The 21,663-nt window shown below is 60.6% G+C and carries 19 protein-coding genes; 10 read left to right on the top strand and 9 right to left on the bottom strand.

Going from position 1 to position 21,663, the window contains the following annotated elements:
• Positions 1–703 precede the first annotated feature (703 nt).
• The 8 genes from FE781_RS15420 to FE781_RS15385 form a co-directional block, all read right to left on the bottom strand.
• Complete coding sequence (locus FE781_RS15420) at positions 704–1,270, bottom strand: FAD-dependent oxidoreductase (protein ID WP_138790516.1); 567 nt, start codon at positions 1,268–1,270, stop codon at positions 704–706.
• Between the two features lie 310 nt (positions 1,271–1,580).
• Positions 1,581–2,549, bottom strand: coding sequence for a sugar phosphate isomerase/epimerase family protein (locus tag FE781_RS15415; RefSeq protein ID WP_138790510.1), 969 nt, complete (start codon positions 2,547–2,549; stop codon positions 1,581–1,583).
• A 232-nt stretch (positions 2,550–2,781) separates the two neighbouring features.
• Entirely contained in the window at positions 2,782–3,933 is a 1,152-nt protein-coding gene (locus tag FE781_RS15410) for an MBOAT family O-acyltransferase (RefSeq protein WP_138790509.1), read from the bottom strand.
• 71 nt (positions 3,934–4,004) lie between these two features.
• A complete protein-coding gene (locus tag FE781_RS15405) occupies positions 4,005–5,111 on the bottom strand; it encodes a hypothetical protein (RefSeq protein WP_246068203.1) in 1,107 nt (368 codons plus the stop codon).
• Positions 5,108–6,322: a class-II aminoacyl-tRNA synthetase family protein gene (locus tag FE781_RS15400; protein ID WP_138790508.1), complete on the bottom strand. Its 1,215-nt coding sequence runs from the start codon at positions 6,320–6,322 to the stop codon at positions 5,108–5,110. Before FE781_RS15400 ends, FE781_RS15405 begins: the two co-directional genes overlap by 4 nt.
• Before the next feature lie 177 nt (positions 6,323–6,499).
• A complete protein-coding gene (locus FE781_RS15395) occupies positions 6,500–6,748 on the bottom strand; it encodes an acyl carrier protein (protein ID WP_138790507.1) in 249 nt (82 codons plus the stop codon).
• A gap of 188 nt (positions 6,749–6,936) precedes the next feature.
• Positions 6,937–10,191, bottom strand: a complete 3,255-nt coding sequence (locus FE781_RS15390; protein ID WP_138790506.1) for an FG-GAP repeat domain-containing protein — start codon at positions 10,189–10,191, stop codon at positions 6,937–6,939.
• Between the two features lie 548 nt (positions 10,192–10,739).
• Positions 10,740–11,072, bottom strand: coding sequence for a hypothetical protein (locus FE781_RS15385; RefSeq protein ID WP_138790505.1), 333 nt, complete (start codon positions 11,070–11,072; stop codon positions 10,740–10,742).
• Between the two features lie 207 nt (positions 11,073–11,279).
• On the opposite strand from FE781_RS15385, the gene FE781_RS15380 reads away from it, so the two are divergent.
• From FE781_RS15380 to FE781_RS15335, 10 genes are all read left to right on the top strand, one after another.
• Positions 11,280–13,793, top strand: coding sequence for a U32 family peptidase (locus FE781_RS15380; protein ID WP_246068202.1), 2,514 nt, complete (start codon positions 11,280–11,282; stop codon positions 13,791–13,793).
• A gap of 249 nt (positions 13,794–14,042) precedes the next feature.
• Positions 14,043–14,495 (top strand): hypothetical protein, encoded by a 453-nt coding sequence (locus FE781_RS15375; protein WP_138790503.1) that lies wholly within the window; start codon positions 14,043–14,045, stop codon positions 14,493–14,495.
• Positions 14,496–14,520: 25 nt separating this feature from the next.
• Positions 14,521–14,916, top strand: coding sequence for a hypothetical protein (locus FE781_RS15370; protein WP_246068201.1), 396 nt, complete (start codon positions 14,521–14,523; stop codon positions 14,914–14,916).
• A 5-nt stretch (positions 14,917–14,921) separates the two neighbouring features.
• The gene (locus FE781_RS15365) at positions 14,922–15,392 is read left to right on the top strand and encodes a glycerophosphodiester phosphodiesterase family protein (RefSeq protein ID WP_211346379.1); all 471 of its coding nucleotides are present in this window, start codon (positions 14,922–14,924) and stop codon (positions 15,390–15,392) included.
• A gap of 243 nt (positions 15,393–15,635) precedes the next feature.
• A complete protein-coding gene (locus FE781_RS15360) occupies positions 15,636–16,682 on the top strand; it encodes an ABC transporter ATP-binding protein (RefSeq protein WP_138790501.1) in 1,047 nt (348 codons plus the stop codon).
• Positions 16,675–17,385: an ABC-2 transporter permease gene (locus FE781_RS15355; RefSeq protein ID WP_246068200.1), complete on the top strand. Its 711-nt coding sequence runs from the start codon at positions 16,675–16,677 to the stop codon at positions 17,383–17,385. The genes FE781_RS15360 and FE781_RS15355 overlap by 8 nt, the downstream gene beginning before the upstream one ends.
• A gap of 13 nt (positions 17,386–17,398) precedes the next feature.
• Positions 17,399–18,790 carry a GldG family protein gene (locus FE781_RS15350; RefSeq protein WP_138790500.1) on the top strand — a complete coding sequence of 464 codons (1,392 nt, stop codon included), beginning with the start codon at positions 17,399–17,401 and terminating at the stop codon, positions 18,788–18,790.
• Positions 18,787–19,800 carry a DUF4340 domain-containing protein gene (locus FE781_RS15345; protein ID WP_138790499.1) on the top strand — a complete coding sequence of 338 codons (1,014 nt, stop codon included), beginning with the start codon at positions 18,787–18,789 and terminating at the stop codon, positions 19,798–19,800. Before FE781_RS15350 ends, FE781_RS15345 begins: the two co-directional genes overlap by 4 nt.
• Before the next feature lie 204 nt (positions 19,801–20,004).
• Entirely contained in the window at positions 20,005–20,157 is a 153-nt protein-coding gene (locus FE781_RS15340; RefSeq protein ID WP_138790498.1) for a DUF1540 domain-containing protein, read from the top strand.
• 186 nt (positions 20,158–20,343) lie between these two features.
• The gene (locus tag FE781_RS15335; RefSeq protein WP_138790497.1) at positions 20,344–20,766 is read left to right on the top strand and encodes a hypothetical protein; all 423 of its coding nucleotides are present in this window, start codon (positions 20,344–20,346) and stop codon (positions 20,764–20,766) included.
• Between the two features lie 198 nt (positions 20,767–20,964).
• On the opposite strand, the gene FE781_RS18210 is transcribed toward FE781_RS15335, so the two are convergent.
• Positions 20,965–21,525 carry a glycoside hydrolase family 16 protein gene (locus FE781_RS18210; protein ID WP_379252516.1) on the bottom strand — a complete coding sequence of 187 codons (561 nt, stop codon included), beginning with the start codon at positions 21,523–21,525 and terminating at the stop codon, positions 20,965–20,967.
• Between the last annotated feature and the right edge of the window lie 138 nt (positions 21,526–21,663).

Below are 21,663 nucleotides of genomic sequence, written 5' to 3'. Positions count from 1 at the left end.
ACTTTCGATTTCCTGTAGGATGGCGAATTTCTCCGACGCACTATATTGTTTATTAGGCATGAAAAAAACTCCCTTTACAGCAGCAGGTTTTATTATTTCACCTGTCTACCTTAAGGGGAGCATATCACTGCTCGGGGTAGCCCTTTTCTTTTTGAAAAAAAGCGCGGTTTCGTCCCTCCGGGTCATATGCGCCGAAGACGGGCTTCCAAGCGCGGGCATTTTAAGAATAAGAAATATCGTTAACTCCATCGTGTCGCCCGTCTTGAAGTCCGTTAGCGATAACAAATGTCGCTAATGAAGGAATTTTAAAGGAATATAGGAGGAATCGAGGTGATTGCCGATATTTTATAACGCTAAACTCCATTCCGGCAGGCAAAATCGGGGCGTTAGCGATAAAAAATATAATGAACCGGTCAAGCTGCAAGTTCATGGAATGCAGGCGAACGGGCAGGTCGGACGCGAGGACCGACGGATCGGGACACGATCGTTATGAGCGAGAAAAGTTCGCCTGCACGCGCCCGAGCGCCCGAGCAAGCGCAACCGACGAGCAGCCGAATCCGGAACGGCGGTGTTCGCATCAAGCCGATCCGATTCCAGCCGGTACGGCCCATCCGCCGCAACAGCCGCAATAAAAAAAGCCGGTTCCGCGCCATGCGCAAGCATGGAACAGGAACGGGCCTATTGATGTTGGCAGGTCTGGAGATTACGATTTCAGCACGTCGTGATCGACATAACGCTCGCCGTTGATCTCGCTGACGATGTTAAACGCGACTTTGGCTCCGTCGCCGGCCGTAATAATCGTATGCATGCTCACGCCCGCAGCGGTGCCGGCCGCCCAGATGCCCGGAATGTTGGTTTTGCCGTCTGCGTCGACGTCGAATACGGTTTTGATGCGAGGCTCGGTGCCCGGCTTCGTCCGAACGCCGATCTTCTCCGCGAGATCGGTCAGCATGCCGGTAGCCAGTACGACATGAGCCGCTTCGTACGATGCGCCGTCCTCCGTCTCGAGGCGGAAGCCGGAATCCGATTTGGTCACGTTCACCACGACGCCTTCCTTCAGCTCCGCGCCGAATTTGGCCGCTTGCTTTTTGCCGATGGCGACCAGATCCGGTCCGGAAATTTCGAGCACCCCGTAATGGTTCTCGATCCAGGCGCGTTTGGTGACGCTCTTGTCCGAGTCGATCACCAGCGTTTTCTTGCCCGCCTTTGCGGTGATCAGCGCCGCGCTTGCGCCGGCCGGGCCGGCTCCGATAATCGCGATGTCGTACATGAGATTCATCTCCCTTTTCGTAAGTGGTTTCCTTACATTTTTATTGTAACCGACTTCAATGGGTCATGCAAAACCAGCGCTTTTCCCAGAGTGCCCGGGTGCGGGCAAACCTATGCTTTTTGCCGCATGAAACCGGCGACCGCGCGGCGCCGGCGCCTACTTCTGAACGTTGCCGGGCGGTTTCGAGAAGATCGGTGCCGCCCTCCGGATCAAGGTGCCAAGCTTGCACTAAAGGCTTACGGCCGTATGAAAACAGGGATCACCCGTCCGGCATTGTAGCCGGAGGGGCAATCCCTGTTCGATTTGTCGGTTACACCCACCACATGTCGCCAAGCGGCTCTTTGATGAGCACCTGCTGCAGGTTTTGCACGGCTTTCGTAAAGCCTTCATCGATCGACATCAAGCCGTCTTCGTGCTCGATGCTGACGACGTAATCATAGCCGACCAGACGAAGCGCGCTCATGATGTCCGCCCAAGTCTTCAGATCGTGTCCGAAGCCGACGCTCCGGAACTGCCATGCGCGGTCCAGCATATTCGTATACGGCTGCATATCCGTTACGCCGTAGCGGCTGACGTTGATCGGGTCGATGGACGTGTCTTTGGCATGGAAATGATGAATTGCGCCCGCGCGACCGAGGATGTGAACGGCTTGAACCGGATCGATGCCTTGCCACCACATGTGCGACGGGTCCAGGTTGGCCCCGATGACTTCGCCGACCGCATCGCGCAGCTTCAGCAGCGTCGCCGGCGTGTGCACGGAGAAGCCGCCGTGCAGCTCCAGGCCGATTTTGACGCCGCGGTCTGCAGCGAATTTGCCCATTTCCTTCCAATAGGGGATCACTTTCGTCTCCCACTGCCAAGTCAGCAGCTCCTGATAGTCGTTCGGCCACGGCGCGACCGGCCAGTTCGGATATTTCGCGTCATCCGAGTCGCCCGGACAGCCGGAGAACGTGTTGACGACCGGCACTTCGAGCCGCTGAGCCAGCTCGACCGTCTTGACGAAGTCGTCGTGGAACGACTTGGCGATCGCCTTCTGCGGATGCAGCGGATTTCCGTGCACGCTGAGTGCGCTGATGATCAGGCCCCGGGATTCGACGGCCTGCTTGAACGCCTTCAGCTTGCCGTTGTCGGCGAGGAGCTCGTCCGGTTTGCAATGAGCGTTGCCCGGATATCCGCCCGTGCCGATCTCCACGGCTCCGAGACCTTTGGATGCGATATAGTCGAGTGCTTCTTCAAGCGGTTTTTGCGAAAATAAGACGGTAAATACGCCCAGTTTCATCTCAAGGGGCACCTCCGGCGATTGGATCAATTGGTAATGTTCGGGTAAAGCGCTTCCCTAGCCATTATAGCATTGCCGAGCTGGCGCGGGAATGAAGGATTTTGTCGAATCTCTCCTTTATTTTGCTATCTTTCTCCCCTTGCAATTCTTTTCGGCGTGTGCTAAGAAAAACGCCGCCCGGAAGCGTTCCCCCGCGCGGGGCGAAGGACATGCTTCCGGACGGCGTCCGACATCAGGGCCAATTGAGCAGCCCCGCGTAAATGCGCAGCGTCTGCTCGGTGTCGGGGATGTAGACGATAACCGCGGCCGCGACGATCGCTTGCGTCAGCAGGCAGCGGGCGTAGTAGTACGCTTTGGATACCTTTTTCTTGTTGACGGTTGTCTTGTCCAGCAGGATTTCCGCCGCCATCACAAGCCCGTGATACAGGCCCCACAGCACGTACAACCACGTAAATCCGTGCCACAAGCCGATCAGCAGCATGATCAGCATGGACAGGCCGACCGCCGTCCGCTTGGTCGTGTTGCGGCGGGCGAAGATGAGCGTGACGTGATCGCGGAACCAATCGGCCATCGTCGCGTGCCAGTTGCGCCAATACTGCGTCAGCGTGGGCGACAAGAACGGCTGCTTGAAGTTCTCCGGCACGTTGTACCCCGTCAGCCGGCCGAAGCCGATGGCGATGTCGGAATATCCGCTGAAGTCGAAATAGATGATGAGGTAAAACCAGACCATCAGGAACAGCGACGTCCACGTATACAGCTCCCCGGCCATCAGATGGTCGTAGAGCATATACATCCAAGTGACGAGAACGATTTTCTTGAAAAAGCCGAGGATGATCCGCTTCACGGCCGTCTCGAAGCCGGCGGCGTCGACCCGGTGCGGCTGGCGGGCGTCGGCGAGAAAATCGCGGAACTTCAGGATCGGTCCGGACGTGAACGTCGGCACGAACAGAATGTAGTTGAAATAATCGAGCGCCGACGCGCGCGGGTGGTTCCGGCCCACGTAATAGGCGAAATACTGGGTGTCGATCGCCTTGAGCAGGTTGTAGATCAGCCCCAGCGTCATAATCGGATCGTACAGCGGATGCTCCCAGACGTTCATGTCCAGCAGGCGCGCGGTCACGACCACGCCGATATTGGCGAAGCAGAGGACGGCGAACCCGGCGCGGCGGCCGCGCTCGGCCGTCCGCAGCCAGACATAACCCGCGTAGTTCAGCGCCGAATAGACGGCGTAGAATCCGGCCAGCGGCAGGCTGAACACTGCCAGAAACGCCAGGTTAAACGCCAGCAGCAGCCAGCGCTTGCCTCCGCTCCAGCGGCGCGTGACAAACAGCAGCAGGATGAGACCGGCCAGCGCGGCAACCGCGTTCATATTCAGATAGAACATCGCCGATCAGAACCCCTCGTAGATGAATACGCCGCCGCCCGTAAAATGGACGAGCACCAGCGCCAGCATGATCAGGTAGACGAAGGCTTCGAGGAGCTTGCGGGCGAACGGAGCCATGCGTCCACCTCCTTCGTGAATTTGGGAGCGCCTGTCGTGCGCTCCAGATGAACGAGATCGTGGAAATCTTCCTTCGGGAACTTCGACGACAGATCGAGCACAGGGACGCCGTACCGCTGCAGCATCGCGTTAACCGTCCGGCGAAGCGGCTCCCAGTAAGACTGGGGCGGGAACCGCGGGTCCGGATTGACCGGCATCCAGATGACGCTGACCGGCAAATCGCGCCGGCCGGCTTCCTGCAGCACCCACTCCAGCGCGGCGATATTGTCGTCGAGGCCGTCCTCGACCGTGTAGCGGCCGAATTCCTTCTCGTATTTCTCCCAGCGCTTGCGCAGCTCGGCTTCGTCCAGATGTCCGTAGTACACCATCTTGTCCGCCCAGCGCGGCTCGTAGCTGGAGACATCGAGACGGCCTTCGCGCAAGCCGTTCCAAAAGTTGCGGACCCACTCCTTGCCGCTGTCGAGGAAGTAGTCCCGGTAGAAATACAAATACGGCTGATACCATTTGCGGAACCACGGGTACACCGGGTCTGTCGGCAGCTCGTCCAGCATCGTATGCTCGTCGATGCCGATCACCAGCAGGTCGCGCGGGGTATACAGCTCTTGCTTCAAAATTTCCTTGAGGTCGGTCAGCTTGCCGTAGGACAAGCCCATCTCCACCAGCGGGATTTCCGCTTGCTCCTCGATATAGGCGCCGGCGACCGCCGAGTTGCCGAAAAACAGCTTGCCGGAGGTCGACCCGCCATGATGGTTGATCGTCTTGGTGAAGTCTTCCTTGTAGAATCGCTCCGAGTTCGTCATCGGGTCCCAAGACGCGAGAGCGGCATCCAGCGTGAGAAACCCGGCGAGCAGCAGCAGCACGAAGGCGTTCGCACGAACGGCGCGGAAGAAGCGTCCGCCGACCGAAGGCTTGTTGCCTCTGTCCGATCCTCCCTCCGGCTTCCGGGGGCCCGCTTCGGCGGGGGACTTCCCGTCCGCGGCGCCGGCCCGTTTATGCCGGTCGCCGCGGGGCGGCAGGCCGTCCGCCGAGGCCGGAGGCATCCCCGTAAACTGGCCGGTCATGAGCGGATCAGACCTTGGCGGGCCCGCCAGGCGTCATAGGCTTCCAGCAGCGCTTTCGGCCATTTGGCCTCGTCGAGTCCGAATTGGGCCAGGAATGCGAGGGCCCACCGTTCGAGGCCGAAGCCGACGCAGCCGGTTGTGGCGGGACGCTTGCCCATCTTGATGTCGAACGCCGAGCCGAATGCCGTGCTGTGGAAGTTCACGGAGCTGCACGCGATCGATTTGCCGATGTACGGGATCGTCAGGCGCATCTCGTATTTCATTTCCTGCTGCCGCTGGAACGACGCTTTCACCTGGAAGTCGTTGGTGAAGAACGGGTCGTTGGCGTTTTCGATGACGCAATCCAGCTCCCATTCCTCCGCCAGCCCCTTCAGCAGCTCGACCGCCTTCATCCGGTTCTCGCGCACGAATTCCGGCTTGCCGACGAAGATGATTTCGCGCATGCTGAAGTCCAGCAGCCGTCCGAAGTCGTTGTGGTTGAGGCCCTCGTAGCGGTGGCACTTGGCGACGGCGGTGACGATGCGGCCTTCGCCTTCGAGCGTCTCGCCTTGCAGCCCCTCGTAGCAGTGGTAGCAGGTCGACGGATTCATGACGAACTTCGGCTTGGCCATGTTGCGGTCCAAATCGAGCGGCTCTTCCTGCTTCCAGCCGCCCGCTTGGCGGATCGATTCGGAGAACGCTTCGATCACGTCGAGGTCGTCGCGCAGGTGCGTCAGAAAATGCAGATGCTCGGGGAACGAAGTAAAATGATTCGTTTTATCGAGCGACGCCGCGTGAATGATCGCCGGGTACGTTTCTTCCGTCGCGCCGAACGGCTTGGCGACGCGTTCGACGAATTGGTCGTCGAAGAAACGCAGCAGGTGCGAGAAGGGCTCGCGGAAGATAAATAAACCGGGCTCGAGCACTTTGATGATGTTGCGGGCGATCAGTTCGTTCATGATGTCGCCCCGGTACGGCATTGCGCCTTCGCGGGCATACAGAATATGCTCCTTGAAGCCGAATTCGCCGCGGGAGAACCGTTCGATCAGCCGGTTGACGCGTTCGGTCAGCACGTCTGCCGTCGTCCGGTCGTCGTATACGAGGCGCAGATAGCCGTCCGCTTCGAGAGAAACCTCCACGATGCCTTCCGCCGCGAACGAAGCGGCGTATTTGAGCTGGCCGTGCTGCATCGGATCGAGACGCTCGAGGGAGAGGCGGAGAACGTTAGCCATGAGAGTGAACCTGCCTTTCTGCGATTACGATAATGGAGCCGGAGGGCCGTAACGGCGTCGGATCGTTGCCGTCCGGTTTTCCGGCCGAGGGCGGGAGCGCCCGTTATCCAAACCCGGGTGATGGCGGGTGTGTCGACGGTTATCGTACCGTGCTCGCGTCAGGGACGGCGAAGCCGGTTATCCGCGTTTCATGTCGATAAAAGCCGCGATTTCGCGGATGGTGTTCAGCGGGTACAGCATGATGTCCTGGCTTGTGACTTCGATGCCGTACGTCTTCTCGATGTGCGCGATCAGCGCGGTGGCGCCGATGGAATCGATGAACCCGTAATCGAACAGATGCACGTCAACGCCGAAGTCCTCGTCGTCTTCGTCGATCTCGTAGCGGGTGCGGATGTGCGCTTCGAGTTCCCGGATAAGTTGTTCCATGGAGATCAGCCTCCTCAATCGTGTAAGATGGCGCTGTCGGCCGAACAGGTTCGGTCGGGCGGGATAGAGGGGACGGGTCGAATCCGTCCCCATTCGGCCGGTGGATCGGCTCCGAGGGAGCCTGTTCGGCCATAGCCGCAGGCAATCCAAGCGGCTGCTTTATATTTGCCGAGAGAGACGGCGACGGCTCAACCGGGCGCCGGCCGCGCCGTCACCTCGATCCGTTCTCCGAAATGCGTAACCGTATAGATGTATCCGTCCCCGAGCCGGCCTTCCTCCACCTTCAGGCCGTCCGGGCCATTGATGGCAAGCGGCGCGGGGCTGTACAGCTTCGCCTGCTGCATGCCGTCGTCGTTCAGCTTGATGCGCCAGCCGGCCTTGCCGCCATCGATCGGCTCGACGGCTGTCGGCACGTTGGAGCGCAGCAGATGGAACGGCTCCGGTCCCCAACCGATCGTGATGCGCGTCTGGCCGTCGATCGCGACGTGCAGGGAGCCCGGACCGCGGCTGTAGATCGGCGAATCCGTATCGAGGCGGTAGCGCGAGAGCGCGGGGCCGGTCTCGATCGTCGCGCCCATCGCGCGGACGTAGTCGCCGGCTAATTCCGCCGCTGGGCCGCTTACGCGCGCGGTCAGCGTCACGCCGAAATGCACGCCGCCGCGCACCTTGTCGCGAAGCTTATCCCACAACCAGGACGCCCAGCTTTGCGAGATGCGCACGTCCCCGGCCAGCGCGGCGATGCTCGCTTTGGCCATCTGCATCTCGGTCACGAAGTTATAGTCGTGCGTATTGCGAATCTCGTCGAGCACCTTCACGTAGGCGAGCAGCTCCGGCACGCGGCCGGGGAAATGGTACTCGATATGCTCGAAGTAATCGATCGGCAGGTCCAGCATCGCATAGGAATCGTAAATATCCCGGGTCGCCTCGCCGCGCCAGATTTGGATGGGCGTGCCGAGCACCATCGGCCGGGCCAGTTCGCCGTCCTGAAGCAGGAACGGCAGCCCCCACAGGTAAGGCCGTCCGTAATGCGGCTCCTCGGGCGAATACGGGGCGCGGAATCCGAAGTTGAACCAGATGCCGGCCTCGCTCTCGCTCCGGAACGTCTGCCGGGGATCGAGATGTCCCACGCGCCACGTATGCTGGTTCGTGCCGGTCAGCGTCCACGGCAGCCCCAGCTTGCGGAAGCTCTCTTGATGCAGCGCGATTTCCGCTTTCTCTTGCTCGGGCGTCATATAGTTATGGAAAAACAGATGCGGCATCAGCTCCAGCTTGTTCCGGGCCGCATAGTCCAGGAATTCCCGAAGCTCCGCTTTATACGGGAAATCGGGGTCGTCGAGCGGGTACGGCGGACTGTACTCCAGTTGTCCGACGACCAGGTCGGTCCGGCCGTCCCCGTTCACGTCCGCCGCAAGCGGCATCGCGTAGTGGCCGCCGACCAGCGCGTCGTTGCCCATCTGGTTCAGCGTCTGTCCCCGGACCGGCCCGACGCGCGTCCAGCCGGCCATTCCCGCCGCTCCCGCCGGGCGCTCGTACAGCGTGAGATCGCCTTCGATCGCGCCGACGAGCAGCTCGGCTCGTCCGTCGCCGTTCCAGTCGATGCCGGCGGGCGCGGCGTATCCCGCATCCGAAGGCGCGATCGCGGCGACGCCCCGCTCATAGCGGAACGGCTGGCCGGGCACCCCCCGGTACAGCGTCACGGAGCCGTCGGCCGCGCCGATCGCGATGTCCGGCGTGCCGTCGCCGTCCCAATCGGCGACGGCCGGGGCCGCGTAGCCCGTCTCGGCGTGCATCGGCGCGCCTGCCGCCGTCAGCGGCCGGGGCTGCTCGAACGTCGCGCCGCCGCGATGCTTCGCGTACAGCACGCTGCCGTCCGCCGCCGCGATCAGCAGCTCGGCGCGCCCGTCGCCGTCGAGGTCGGCCGCCGCCAGCGCCGCGTAGCCGCTGCCGGCGCGAAGCTTCGCGCCGCCGGGCAGCAGCGCGGGCGTCGGAGCCGCATAAGCGGGCGGCGGCGGCACGCCGTCGGGCAGCGTCTCCGCGCGGTACGCTTCGGCGGCGTCGGCGCCGGGGTCGGCGCGGTACAAGTACACGCCGCCGTCCGAGCTGCCGACCGCGAGGTCGAGCCGGCCGTCGCCGTCGTAGTCGAGCAGCGCGGGCGAGGCGCGGTAAGGTTCCGAAGGCAGGCCGCTGAGCGGCTGCCTCTTCGGATAAGCCGCGAGCGTCAGATGCCCGCCGCCGCTCTGCAGGTGGATGCCGCTCGAGTAGAACGAGCTCGGCACGATGCCGACGAACGAAGCGCCCGATGCGTCCGGCGCGCCTGCCGCCGGCTTCGCCGCCAGCCGCGTCTCCCCGACGTTCAAGTGCACCGTGACGCTTTCCTTCCACTGATGCCAGGTGAAGGCCGACCGCACCAGCGTAAACGTCGGGATCTGGTTATATTCCTTCAGCAGCTCGGCCCACTGGATGCCTTCCTTGTCGCGGAACGCCTCCAGCGCTTCGAAATGGTTCTGGTGCGCCATCGCCGGCCGGCCGTTCGGGCCGAGCACCTTGCGCACGTTGAAGCCGTATTTCTCGCGGAACACAAACGAGGCGTACTCGCCCCGCAGCAGCGAGCTGCCGGCGGCGAAGCCGAAGTCGAAATACGGTTCGAGCGGGAGCCGCGAGCGGTCGAAATACGTCGTGCCCGGGGCGCTGGGCCGGTCGTTGTGTTGTTCGACGGCGTTGGCGAAGCCGAGCTCGGGCGTTTGGCCGCTGGTCAGATCGTATCCGGTAAGGAAGTACCGGTTCGGCAAAAACGCCGACGCCGATATGACGCTGCCTTCGCCCAAGCGGTTCACCGCATACAGCGCGACGCCGTTCCAGACCGCAATCGGCTGCGCGCTGCCCGTGCCGGGCTTCAGACCGTAACCCCAAGCGAAGCCCGGCATATAATCGAGCCCGACATGCGCCTGAAAATTGCGGGCGTACTGCCGGATAATCGTCTGGAACCGCGCCAGGGACGCATCGGTCTGCGGATACGTCCAGTTCAGTACGGGCCCGGCCAGAACCGCCGTAACCTCGCCGCCGAGCAACTGCGCCGGCAGATGGGGCAGCAGCGCGTTCTCCAGAAACAAGCTGCCGCCGCGCTTCACGTAAGCGGTCAGATCGTCCGTTCGCGACCGAAGCGCTTCGCTGCCGGCCAGTTCCGGCGCCGGGTAGACCGCGTCGTAGCGGGCGATTTCCTTCGACTTCAGCCGGTCCAGCCGCTTGATGTCCAACCGGACGCCCGCCGTCAGCGTCTGTTGCAGATGCTGCACGGCCGACCGGTCGTAGTCCCCTTCCGGCACGGCGTACAGCATGCGGATTTCATAGGTTTTATGGAAGAGGAGAAGCGCTGCGGCAGCCGTTCCCGCCAGTACGAATACCGCCAGGAGGGCCATCAGCGCGTAGCGGGTGCGCCGCTTCATCGGTTTTCACCCCGATATCGGGAGAGTTCGACAGAAAGTCGCATTCCTTCATTATAGCACGATCCGCGGCGCGATGGGTATCGGCAGGGAGGGAATGCTGTGCGGAAGCGGGACGGTTTCAGAGGAGGAAGATTTAGGGGATGGCGGGCGACGGGCAACGGTGAAGGCTCATCCTGAGGGCGGGGTGAAAAATTCAGGAGAAAGAGTCAGTCGTTCAGGGAAAGTATGTATGCGAACCGGGCGATGAACATGGGCGCGGAAGACGCGAGGGCTCGCATAAAAGGCAAGAAGACATGCCGGAGAGCATGCCGCTGGAATCGAGAACGGGAGAATAGACGCCGGCATGATGCCGGCCAAGCTGCGGGAGTCCGGCGAGATGTTGACCCGGATGATGAAAATGAGGATGGACATGAAGCAAGCATCCATGTAAAATGCGACATAGGAACGCGGCAACGTTCCCTGCAGAACAGACCTCTGTATGCGACTAATCGCCCCAAGCGATCCGATGACGGCAAAGTAGACCGCTACATGCCTCATCTTCTGCTTAGTTATCCCCCGAATAGCTGTAATTTCTTCCCGATTTCCATCTGTTGATTTTTGATTTCCCAGATATGCTTCTGGAGTTCCTCCGATTCGATCGGGTTTTGCGATTGTTTCAACCGGTTGATCATATGCAGAAGCTTTGCGTTTAATTGATCGTATCTGCGCCAGAGCTCCAACTGCGCGAAATACCGCTCGTCCCGTTTGATATGGGCTTCGCCTTCTTTCATCGTCCGCAGCAGCTCGTTCTGCCACTCCCGATCCTGCAGAGACCCGGCCAAATTGTAGAGGTCCAGGTAGTCGTCGTACCAGATGCGCGCATACGGTTTGGAATGGGACATAGCCGGACCTCCTCGGAACGTCGATCTGTTTTATGCCTAGTATTATACTCGGATTAGTAACAATATCAATGGGCCGCCGAAAAATTTTTTCCAACCTCCCTCGTTCGCCCCGCGAGGTGAAAAACCGCCCGCAAAAGCGGTATAATGGAACGTAAGTGTTTGAAAAGGGCACGGACCAACATGCCATCATACGGGAGGATTTATCAAGTGAACACGAAGCAAAAGCTGCGCCGCGAAGATATCGAGCTGCTCGCGCCCGCAGGGGACTGGGATTGCTTGCGGGCGGCGGTCGCAAACGGAGCGGACGCGGTTTTTTTCGGTGTGGAAAAATTCAACGCGCGGGCTCGCGCCCATAACTTTCAGTCGGACGAGCTGGCCGATATTATGTCGTTTCTTCATTTATACGGTGTCAAGGGATTTCTTACCTTCAACATCCTCGTGTTCGAGGAGGAGTTGGACGACGCGCGCCGGCTGATCGAGATGTGTATCGACGCGGGCGTCGATGCCGTCATCGTGCAGGACCTCGGCCTCGTGAAGCTGATCCGCGAGATTTCGCCGGACTTCCCGATTCACGGATCAACGCAGATGACGATTACGTCTCCGGAGGCGGTGGAGTTTACGAAGCCGTTCGATATCGAACGGGTGGTGCTCGGTCGGGAGAACAACCTGAAGCAGATCAAGATGATCGGCGATCAGGCGAAGCTGCCGATGGAAGTATTCGTGCACGGGGCGTTGTGCGTGTCGTACTCCGGCCAATGTCTGACGTCCGAGATGTGGGGCGGCCGTTCCGCCAACCGGGGCGAGTGCGCGCAGGCGTGCAGGCTGCCGTACGACCTGATCGTCGACGGCCATCACAAGCCGATGGGCGACGTCGCCTACCTGCTGTCGCCAAAGGACCTTGCGGCCATCGAACTGGTGCCGGAGCTGATCGAGGCGGGGGTGACCTCGTTCAAGATCGAAGGCCGGCTGAAAAGCCCCGAATACGTGGCGAACGTCGTCAGCAAATACAGACAAGCGATCGACGATTATTTCGCGGGACGTGACCCCAAGCGCTCCGCCGCCGATATGCGGGAGCTTCAGCAGAGCTTCTCGCGGGGGTTCACCTACGGCTTCCTGAAGGGGACGAACAACAAGCAGCTTGTCGACGGCACGTTCCCCAAAAGCCGGGGCGTCTTCCTCGGCCGCGTGAAGCAGGTGCTGCGCGACGCGGTCCTCTGCGAGCTGGAAGCGCCGCTGAAGCGGGGTGACGGCATCGTATTCGACGCGGGTGACCCGACCAAAAAGGAAGAGGGCGGGCGCGTCTATGATCTGCGGCGCAAGGGCGTCAAGCTGGAGGGCGAAGCGGAAGGCGGCCTCATCGAGATCGTTCCCGGACGGAACGACGTCGATCTCTCGCGCGTGCACGTCGGCGACCGGATCTGGAAAACGAGCGACCCGGCGCTCGACAAGCGGCTGCGCCAGACGTTCGAGACGGACAAGCCGTACCGCACGTTCCCGGTGCGCGTGCATGTGACCGGCAAAGCCGGCGAGCCTCTCGCTGCGCGCTGGACGGACATGCAGTCCGGCGTCAGCGTGCGCGTCGAGACAGAGCTGCCGCTGGCGCCGGCGGAGAAGCGTCCGCTCGGTTACGAGCTGCTGGCGGAGCAGTTGGGACGGCTCGGCGGCACGGTGTTCCGGCTCGAACAACTCGACGTCGATCTGGCGGGCGACGTCATCGTGCCGGTGCGCGAGCTGAACGCGCTGCGCCGCCGCGCCGTGGAACTGCTTGAGGCGGAGCGTCAGCGGCCCCGCACGTACATCAAGCGCCGCGTCGACGTTTATGCCGACGCCCGGAAGGAGTCGCGGCCGGCGGACGGCCGCACGGCGAAGCTGCACGCGTTGTGCCGCAGCCTGGAGCAAGTGCGGGCCGCGGTGCGCACGGACGCCGACTACATCTATGCGGACTTCGAGTTCATCAAGCAGTTCCCGGCGGCAATCGAAGTATGCCGGGAAGCGGGCAAGCCGATCGCGCTGGCGACGCCGCGCATTCATATGCCGGGCGAGACGGGGTATTTCCGCAACATTCTCAACTTGAAGCCCGACGCCGTGCTCGTCCGGAATACGGGAGCGATGTATTATTTCATGAAGCATCGGGCGGAGCGTCCGGAGGAGCACCAGCCGAAGCTGATCGGCGACTTCTCGCTGAACATCGCCAACCACAAGACCGCCGACCTGTTTATCGACGCGGGCTGCGAGCGGGTGACGCCGTCTTACGACCTGAACATCCAGCAGATGATCGATCTGCTCGGCCGGGCCGACACCTCGAAGCTGGAAGTCGTGATCCATCAGCATCTGCCGATGTTCCATACGGAGCACTGCGTCTACTGCACGTTCCTCAGCGAGGGCACGGATTACACGAACTGCGGACGCCCCTGCGAAAAGCATCGGGCAAGCTTGCGGGACCGCATCGGCATGTCCCATCCGGTACGGGTGGACGAAGGATGCCGCAACACGGTGTACAACGCGATCGAGCAGTCCGGCGCGGAATATTTGTCGAACTTCCTGGCTGCGGGCGTCGGCACGTACCGGGTCGAATTCCTGGAGGAGACGGCCGACAAGGTGCGCGAAGTGCTGGACTTGTACCGCCGCGCCCTGAACGGCGAAGTAACGGGAACCTACGTCTGGCGGACGCTGAAGGCGACGAACCAGTTGGGCGTGACCCGGGGGCAATTGGTGAAGTAATGTTCAGCCGAATCGAACGCGTTCCGATGAAATGATAGCCTTGAGCCGGAGTCGCCGCCGGATGATGTTTGCCCGGCGCAATCGCTCGTCCGAATCCAAATGCGTCTTCGGCCGTTGAGGCGCCGCTCCTTTCCGTCAGAGGAAGGGGAGCGGCGTTTTTTTTCAATTGGAGCGGATGGACGGGAACTTTTTGTCGGATGGACCCGTACATATTGTGGTGAATGAGGAGACAGAAGGAGGCCGCAGCCGATGCGTCTGCGATTGGAATACCGGTTGGCCGATGAGGATCGGCAATATCCGCTTTTGTACATATACGAGGTGATTGACAAGGACGAAATCGGGCTGCGCTTCGCCTGCGACTACTACGTCAAGGACGGGGCCGTCTACGAAGCCGTGCACCGGGGGGTCGAGCCGGGGCGGGCGATCGTCTACGTCCGTAGGGCCGACGACGAGCAGGCGAGCGTCTATCCGATGCCGGTCCGGCGTTCGGACCGGACGATTGTGGTGGAATTCCGTGAATACCGGGAGTCGTCGACGCTGTATCCGCTGATCGAGACCTTCGAGTTCGGGGATGACGACGACTGTCTGTTGTATCTGCAAAGCGACAGCCTGTATGTGAACGGCCGCCACTGGCGCAAAACATCGACGGAGATTGACGAAGACCGCGGCGCGTATGTTATCTATGCGGAGCCGCAGGCCTGATTCGCCGATCGGAGGGAGAGGGCAGATGGAAGCGAGAGAGAGGTTCAGGGAGAACGACACGGAGGAGCAGGCCGGGAAATCGCCCGTCAAACGGCTGGTCGGACTGTTTCTCGTAGCGGCGCTTGCGGTTTCGGCAACCGGCTGCGGCAACAAGCTGAACGACAACGAATGCTACGACGAGAACGAGGACGGCTATTGCGACGACGACGGCAACGCCCGATCGTCGGGTTATTACTATAGCGGGGGGCGCAAGGTGTATTACAAAAGCGGGTCGCCCGGAATCACAAACGGCGTGCAGAGCTACGGCAGCAGCTCGTCCGGGACGAAGCCGAACTCGTCGATCAGCTCGGGCGCGAGCGGCTCGAATTCCGTCCCGAAGGGCGGCATCGGCTCGTCCTCGGGCTCGTCGAGTGGAGGTTGAGGGCCGTGGCGCACAGATTCGAGATCAAGGGCAAGTACCCGAGCGAGGGAGAATCGCGGATCGAAGCCAAGCTGCTGGAGCTGATTCGGCGATACAAGCTGGAGTCCAAGACGATTGTCGCGTCGTTCGACGACGAGCGTCTGGAGACGTTCGCGGAAGCGGCGCAGGGCAGCGGCATCGCGATCGGCGCCGGCAACGGCGAGGCGCGGCGGTTCGTGCTGCTGACGAAGGCGGGCCTTGCGGGCTTTTACCGACCGAAGGCGGACGTGCTGCAGCTCCCGGTGGAGAGCGGCGGCATCAGCCTGAAGGACCGGCGCTTGATCGATACGGCGCATCGGTTGAACATGCAGGTGCATTACTGGACGATCAACGACGAGGCGACGATGCGCGAGCTGCTGGAGCTGGGCGCGGACGGCATCATTACCGACCGCCCGGATCTGCTGAAGAAGGTGCTGACGGAGTTTAAGAGGACGTAAAGGCGAAACCGCCGATCCGCGAGAGCATGCGGGAACGGCGGTTTTTTTCACGCCCGAGAGGCGGATGCCACGGCATGTTTCGGCGTAATTCGGGGCCACGAGGGAGGCGGCGGTCCCTTGCTTTTCGTTCACAATTTAGACACAAATTTTTAATCTTCCTTTCAGACACGTTTAAGTTTTGATTAGGGTGGCATGGGTATAGTAGGAGGGTATGAGTCTGCCCAAGAAATGGAGGGTGTCCGAGTGTTAGAAGTAAAAGGGGTTAGCAAGCTTTACGAGAATCAGAGGGGGGTCCGCGAGATCGACTTCGAGATGAGCCGCGGCGAGATCGTCGGCTTCCTCGGACCGAACGGCGCGGGCAAAACCACAACCATGCGCATGATCACGGGCTATCTGAACCCGACGCACGGCACGATCCGCATCGACGGTTTATCCATGGCGGATCACCCGCGCAAGGCTCGGCGCAAGATCGGGTATTTGCCCGAGACGCCGCCGCTGTACCCGGAAATGACCGTTATCGGCTATCTGAAGTTTGTCGCCGATCTGCGTGACGTGCCGGCCCGGGAACAGAAGAAGCGGATCGAGGAGGTCGTCGCCAAGCTGGGACTGCAGGGCCGGGAACGGCAAATCATCCGCAGCCTGTCCAAAGGCTACAAGCAGCGCGTCGGCTTGGCGCAGGCGATTTTGCATAAACCCGATCTGCTCGTTCTGGACGAGCCGACCTCCGGACTCGACCCGAAGCAGATCATCGAAATTCGCGAGCTGATCAAGGAGCTGGGCGAGAACCATACGGTTCTGCTGAGCACGCATATTTTGCCGGAAGTCAACATGTTGTGCAACCGAGTGCTGATCATCAACCAGGGCCGCATCGTGACCGACGGCCGGCCGGACAGCATCGCGCAATCCTTGTCGGACCGGTTCGAGGTGGCGTTGGAGATCAAGGGGCCGAGGTCCGGCGTTCTGGCCGCGCTGCATGAGATGCCGGAGATCGGAGAGGTTCGGGAGCTGCAGTCGGACGAAGCGGACGCTCCGGCGGACGACGCCCCGATCCGCGTGCGCGTGTCCTCCCGCGACCGCGGCGACCTGCGGGAAGCGTTGTTCTACCGCATGGCGGAACGCGGCTATCCGATTCTGGAGATGCGCCGGGAGAGCCTGTCGCTGGAGGACGTGTTCCTGAAGCTGACGACCGACGAACCGGCGGCGCAGGCCGATTCCGGCGAACAAGGTCAAGCGGCCGCCGATGCGGCGAAGGCGGATTCCACCAATGAGGAGGGTGAAGGACGTGCGTAGAATGCTGGCGATCGGGCGCAAGGAGATGTCGCTTTATTTCTACACGCCGACTTCTTATATCGCGTTTGCGTTTTTCTTCCTGCTGTTCGGTTTCTTCTTCAGCAATCAATTCCTGTACGATCAGATTGTGGACGTGCGTCCGATCTTCGACAATATCGTGTTTCTGTTTGTGTTCGCGGTGCCGCTGCTGACGATGCGGCTCGTCTCCGACGAATTGCGGCAAGGCACGGACGAGCTGCTGTTCACGTCGCCGGCCAGCATTACCGAGATCGTGCTCGGCAAATACTTGGCGGCGCTCGGCGCGCTTCTGCTGCTGGTGTTCGGCAGCTTCCTGTACCCGCTGATTTTGTCGCGGTTCGGCGATCTGGATCAGCCGGTGCTGTGGATGAGCTATCTCGGCATGTTCCTGATGGGAGCGGCGATGATGGCGGTCGGCTTGTTCGCCTCGACGCTCAGCTCGCACCAGATGGTGACGGGAATCGCCGCGTTCGCCATGCTGATTGTCCTGTGGGTCATCGACTGGCTGTTCTACTCCAAATTTCCGGATGCCCGCGAATGGATCGAGCCGTTCTCGATCGTGGGGCGGATGAAGGATTTGAACAAAGGCATCTTCGATCTGGCCGATGTCCTGTTCTACGTGACGTTCTCGGCGGTGTTTATCGTGCTGAGCATTCAAATCCTCGAACGCAAACGGTGGAGATAAGGAGGGGACCGGCATGAACAAATGGATACGAGGCACCAACTCGGCGGTCCTCTCGATCGCCGTGATCGTCTTGTTTATATTGTCCACGCTGTTTTTGAATTCGAAGACGGGTCTGCAATGGGACTTGACCGCCAACAAACGCAACACGCTGTCGGAGAAGACGATTTCCACGCTGGCGGGCTTGAAGCAGGAAGTGAAGGCGCTGGCCTTCCACGACGACCGGAGCTCGATCCCGACGCAAGTGCGGGATTTGTTCCAGGAGTACGCCAAGCGCAGCGACAAGTTCAAATACGAGGAAATCAACGCCTCGCAGGACCCGACGACGACCCGCAATTACGAGGTGACCAGCTCCGGCACGATCGTGCTGGACATGAACGGCAAACGTCAGAAGCTGACGATCTACGATATGTTCGGCAATCAGACGCAGTCGGGCTCGTACCAGTTCACCGGCGAGGAGAAGCTGACGCAAGCGCTGGTGCAACTGACGAGCGAGAAGCAGTATCCGGTATACTTCCTGTCGGGGCACGGAGAACTGGCTTACAGCGAGCTGTCGGAGCTGCGTTCGGCGCTGGAAGGCGACAACTATGTCGTGAAGGAACTGAACCTGGTCCGCGAGGGCAAAGTGCCGGACGACGCGAAGGCGCTGTTCCTGCTCGGGCCGCAGAACGACTTGTCCGAAGCGGAAGCGAATCTGCTGAAGGAATATGTGAAGGGCGAAGGCAAGCTGTACGTGGCGATCGAATACGCGCCGACGCTGGCCGAATGGAAGCATCTCCCGTCCTTGCTGAAAGACCTCGGCATCACCAGCCAGAACGCGATCGTGCTCGAGCCGCAGCGGGCGCTCGCGAACATGCCGTTTGCGATCGTGCCGCAATACGGGTACCACGAATCGGTTCAGCCGCTTGAAGACAAGAACGTGGTCACGATTCTGCCGACGGGCATCGGATTGAAGAGCGAGACGACGGAGAGCGGCTATACCGCTTCTTCGATCATCCGGACGACGAGCTCCGCTTACGGCAAGTCCGATCTGTCGAAGTTCGCCTCCGGCAGAGTCTCCGCCAGCGACATTCAGAAGCAGGAAGGCGATCTGACCGGACCGTTCGATCTGGGCTACGCCGTATCCACTTCCGAAGGAAAGCCCAAGGCGGTTGTCATGGGCAGCGCAAGCTTCCTGCACGACCAGTTTATCGGCGAACAGGCGAACAAGAATCTGGCGCTGAACACATCGGCCTGGCTGCAGGAAAATAAAGAGCTCATTACGATTACGCCCAAGGAGGAAACGATCCAGCAGGCGTATCTGCTTCCGAACCAGGCGAACTGGATCTTTTACGGCACGGTGATCCTGTATCCGGCGTTGTTCCTGGTCATCGGCGGCCTGCTGTGGTGGAGGAGGAGAAGAGGATGAGCGCAGCGCGCAAGCTGTTGCCTACGATCATTCTCGTCGTGCTCTGCGTCGCCGGCTTCCTCTATGCCAAGAGCGAGGATTTCTTCCGCAAGCAGGAGGAGCAGCCGGATAAGCTGGCGGCCGTATCGGTCGGCGATGTCACGGGCGTATCCATTCGTCCGAAGGACGGCGAGGAGCTGGCGCTGGAGAAGCGCGACGGCGGCTGGGAGATGACGAAGCCGTCGGCGATTCCGGTTAGCGCCTCGGCGGTGGAAAGCTGGATCGGCAGCTACGCCGATCTGCCGTTCGAAAAGCCGGTCGACGAGAATCCTCAGGATCTGGCGAAATACGGGTTGGGCGACGGCGCGTACGCCGTCTACGAGGTGAAGCTTGCGGACGGTTCGACGCGCCGGATCACGGTGGGGGACATCCTGCCGACGGCCAATGCCCGGTATGTGAAGCTGTCGGACCAGCCGGCCGTGTACCGCTTGGATGAGAGCAAGCTGCAAACGTTGTCGAAGACGCAGCTTGACTTCATGAACAAAGACGTGATCGACATGGAATACAGCAAGCTGAAGTCGATCACCTACACATGGAAGGGCGCGATGTACGAAATCACGAAAAACGACGCGTCCAAAGCGACCTACGAATCCGACTGGACCGTGAACGGCAAAACGGTCAAGGGCGCCGATATCGACTCCGCCTTCGTGAAGCTGATGTTCCTGGAGACGGATCAGCTCGCGAAGCCGTCGGCGGACGTCTCGCTGGATTCGCCGGAGATGACGGTGGAGATCGTGACCGAGGCGGAAGGCAAAGAGACGCGGAAGACGTACGTCGGCAAGACCGACGGCGACAATGTCTGGCTTGCGGAGCAGGGAGGCAAATGGGCGTACGCTGTGCCGTCCTCCGAAGCCGATGCCGTAGTCGAAGCGATCGACAAGGCGCTGAATCCGCCGCAGCCGTCGCCGTCGCCTTCGCCGTCCGCCGAACCGGAGGCGACGCCGAGCCCGTCGGCTTCGCCCGCTGGATGATGCGGAACGGACGAAGGATTCGGATGCTGAAGCAAAAGCAGGACCAAGCCTCCGCGAGAGGCCGGGTCCTGTTTTTTTATCCGGGCCGCAACGTCTCGGCCGCCCTAACGGCGGTCGGCTGAAAATCCTGTTCGACGCTTTCCGCGAACGGGTATAGAATCACCCTCCGAACGCCCAAGCTAAAAGGAGAAGGAGGTGATTCACGTGGCGAAAGACGTATTGTGCGAAGTCAGCTCTTGCAAATACTGGGCCGAAGGCAATCTGTGCGCCGCTTCCTCGATTTATGTGGTCAGCAGAGGCAAGGAAGCGCGCAATTCCGAAGAAACGGACTGCAAAACATTCGAGCCCAAGATGTAACCGGGCGCGGCAAACGGGGAACAACCTTGCAGGGCTGTTTCCCGTTTGATTTTCCGCATCGGTCAAAAATTAGGATGCTCATTAATGATAATTATTATCAATCATACGCCGGTTCATTCCAATCTGCCGTCCGATGCCTTATGATGGAAAGAAAGAAGGAATGACCCGAGGGCAGGAGGGGACCGCGTGAGTCAAGACGTTCTGGAGCAACAAGCATTGGCTTCGTCGAACAAGGCGATTGCATGCTCGGTACGGCAGGAATACGAGTCTGCGTTGATGCATTGGAGATCGGCTCTTGAACCGGTACGGCACGATCCCGTGAAATATCCCATCGCATATTGGATTCAGAGCGGCATCGGGGATATGCTGTATCGCCTGCAAGATTACGAAGGCTGCATTCGGGCTTCGCTGGAAGCGAAAGACTGGGCGCTCGCGAACAAGGTCCCGCTGCCGATTATATGTATCGGCCGGTCTTATTTGGCGCTTGGCGACATTGACCGGGGGATCAGCTACATACAGGAAGCGCGGCGCATGGCCGGCAATTCCGTGCTGGATGCTTTAACGGATGAAGAAATAAATCGGATTTCCGAGCGGATGAGAGGCGGCTGACCGCGGCTGCAGACAACAGGAAAGGGGCGGTCCCCGAAAGGACACGGCCCCTTTGTCGACTTGTGCCGAACGCATTACGGCAATCGGATCAAATTCCACTTCTGAGCGCCGGTGCCGTTGTCCGTCCAGATTTGGACGTTCGTGCCGTCGGCCGTTCCCGACGAGGAGACGTCCAGCGTTTGCCGCTGTTCACGTTGATCAATTTGTAGGTTCCGCCGGACACGATGTCGGTAGGCGGCGTGCCTCCGCCTCCGTCTTGATAGACTCGTACGTAGTCGACGAACATTTCGCCGGGAATACGGTCGAGCCATCGGGCGAACCCGGCCAGTTTCCTCCCACCGCCATGTTCAGAAGAAGGAAATGCTCCTTATGGAACTCTTCCGTCGAATTGATGTTGTTCTCGATATTGGCTTCCTTGAACGGGACGCCGTCGATGAACCACTTGATGGAGCTGGGTGTCCATTCGATGGAATAGACGTGGTACTGGGTTACGTCGATCGTGTGGCTGGGCCCGCCGTAAGAAGCGTGGCCGTTGACGTCCCAATGGATATACCCGTGCGTGTTGTTTTCGTTGTTGACATGCTCCATGATATCGATTTCGCCGCTTTTGGGCCAGCCGACCGATCCGATATCCGCGCCCAGCGTCCAGAAAGCCGGCCACAGGCCTTGACCTTTCGGCAGCTTGATTCGGGCTTCGATCCGGCCGTACTTAAAGCTTTTCTTCCCTTGGGTCTTCAAGCGGGCCGATGTATAGTTCATGCCTCCGTAGGATTCTTTCCGGGCTTCGATGACCAAGGTTGCCGTTTTCGATCCTGGCGTTCTCCGGGCGGCTGGTGTAATATTGCAATTCGTTGTTCCCCCAACCTCCGCTGCCGGTGCCGATCTCATATACCCAGT

This window comes from Paenibacillus thermoaerophilus, from assembly GCF_005938195.1.
GTDB classification, from domain to species: Bacteria; Bacillota; Bacilli; order Paenibacillales; family Reconciliibacillaceae; genus Paenibacillus_W; species Paenibacillus_W thermoaerophilus.
Note: the sequence above shows the minus strand (reverse complement) of the source record. Positions and strands in the feature narration are given on the sequence as shown.

What these genes read in the sequence shown, in the direction of transcription:
- FE781_RS15400 (WP_138790508.1), bottom strand. Translation starts at nt 6,322, where the DNA reads ATGGCTAACGTTCTCCGCCTCTCCCTCGAGCGTCTCGATCCGATGCAG.
- FE781_RS15390 (WP_138790506.1), bottom strand. Translation starts at nt 10,191, where the DNA reads ATGAAGCGGCGCACCCGCTACGCGCTGATGGCCCTCCTGGCGGTATTC.
- FE781_RS15385 (WP_138790505.1), bottom strand. Translation starts at nt 11,072, where the DNA reads ATGTCCCATTCCAAACCGTATGCGCGCATCTGGTACGACGACTACCTG.
- FE781_RS15420 (WP_138790516.1), bottom strand. Translation starts at nt 1,270, where the DNA reads ATGTACGACATCGCGATTATCGGAGCCGGCCCGGCCGGCGCAAGCGCG.
- FE781_RS15410 (WP_138790509.1), bottom strand. Translation starts at nt 3,933, where the DNA reads ATGTTCTATCTGAATATGAACGCGGTTGCCGCGCTGGCCGGTCTCATC.
- FE781_RS15345 (WP_138790499.1), top strand. Translation starts at nt 18,787, where the DNA reads ATGAGCGCAGCGCGCAAGCTGTTGCCTACGATCATTCTCGTCGTGCTC.
- FE781_RS15370 (WP_246068201.1), top strand. Translation starts at nt 14,521, where the DNA reads ATGGAAGCGAGAGAGAGGTTCAGGGAGAACGACACGGAGGAGCAGGCC.
- FE781_RS15415 (WP_138790510.1), bottom strand. Translation starts at nt 2,549, where the DNA reads ATGAAACTGGGCGTATTTACCGTCTTATTTTCGCAAAAACCGCTTGAA.
- FE781_RS18210 (WP_379252516.1), bottom strand. Translation starts at nt 21,525, where the DNA reads ATGAACTATACATCGGCCCGCTTGAAGACCCAAGGGAAGAAAAGCTTT.
- FE781_RS15350 (WP_138790500.1), top strand. Translation starts at nt 17,399, where the DNA reads ATGAACAAATGGATACGAGGCACCAACTCGGCGGTCCTCTCGATCGCC.
- FE781_RS15375 (WP_138790503.1), top strand. Translation starts at nt 14,043, where the DNA reads ATGCGTCTGCGATTGGAATACCGGTTGGCCGATGAGGATCGGCAATAT.
- FE781_RS15395 (WP_138790507.1), bottom strand. Translation starts at nt 6,748, where the DNA reads ATGGAACAACTTATCCGGGAACTCGAAGCGCACATCCGCACCCGCTAC.
- FE781_RS15405 (WP_246068203.1), bottom strand. Translation starts at nt 5,111, where the DNA reads ATGACCGGCCAGTTTACGGGGATGCCTCCGGCCTCGGCGGACGGCCTG.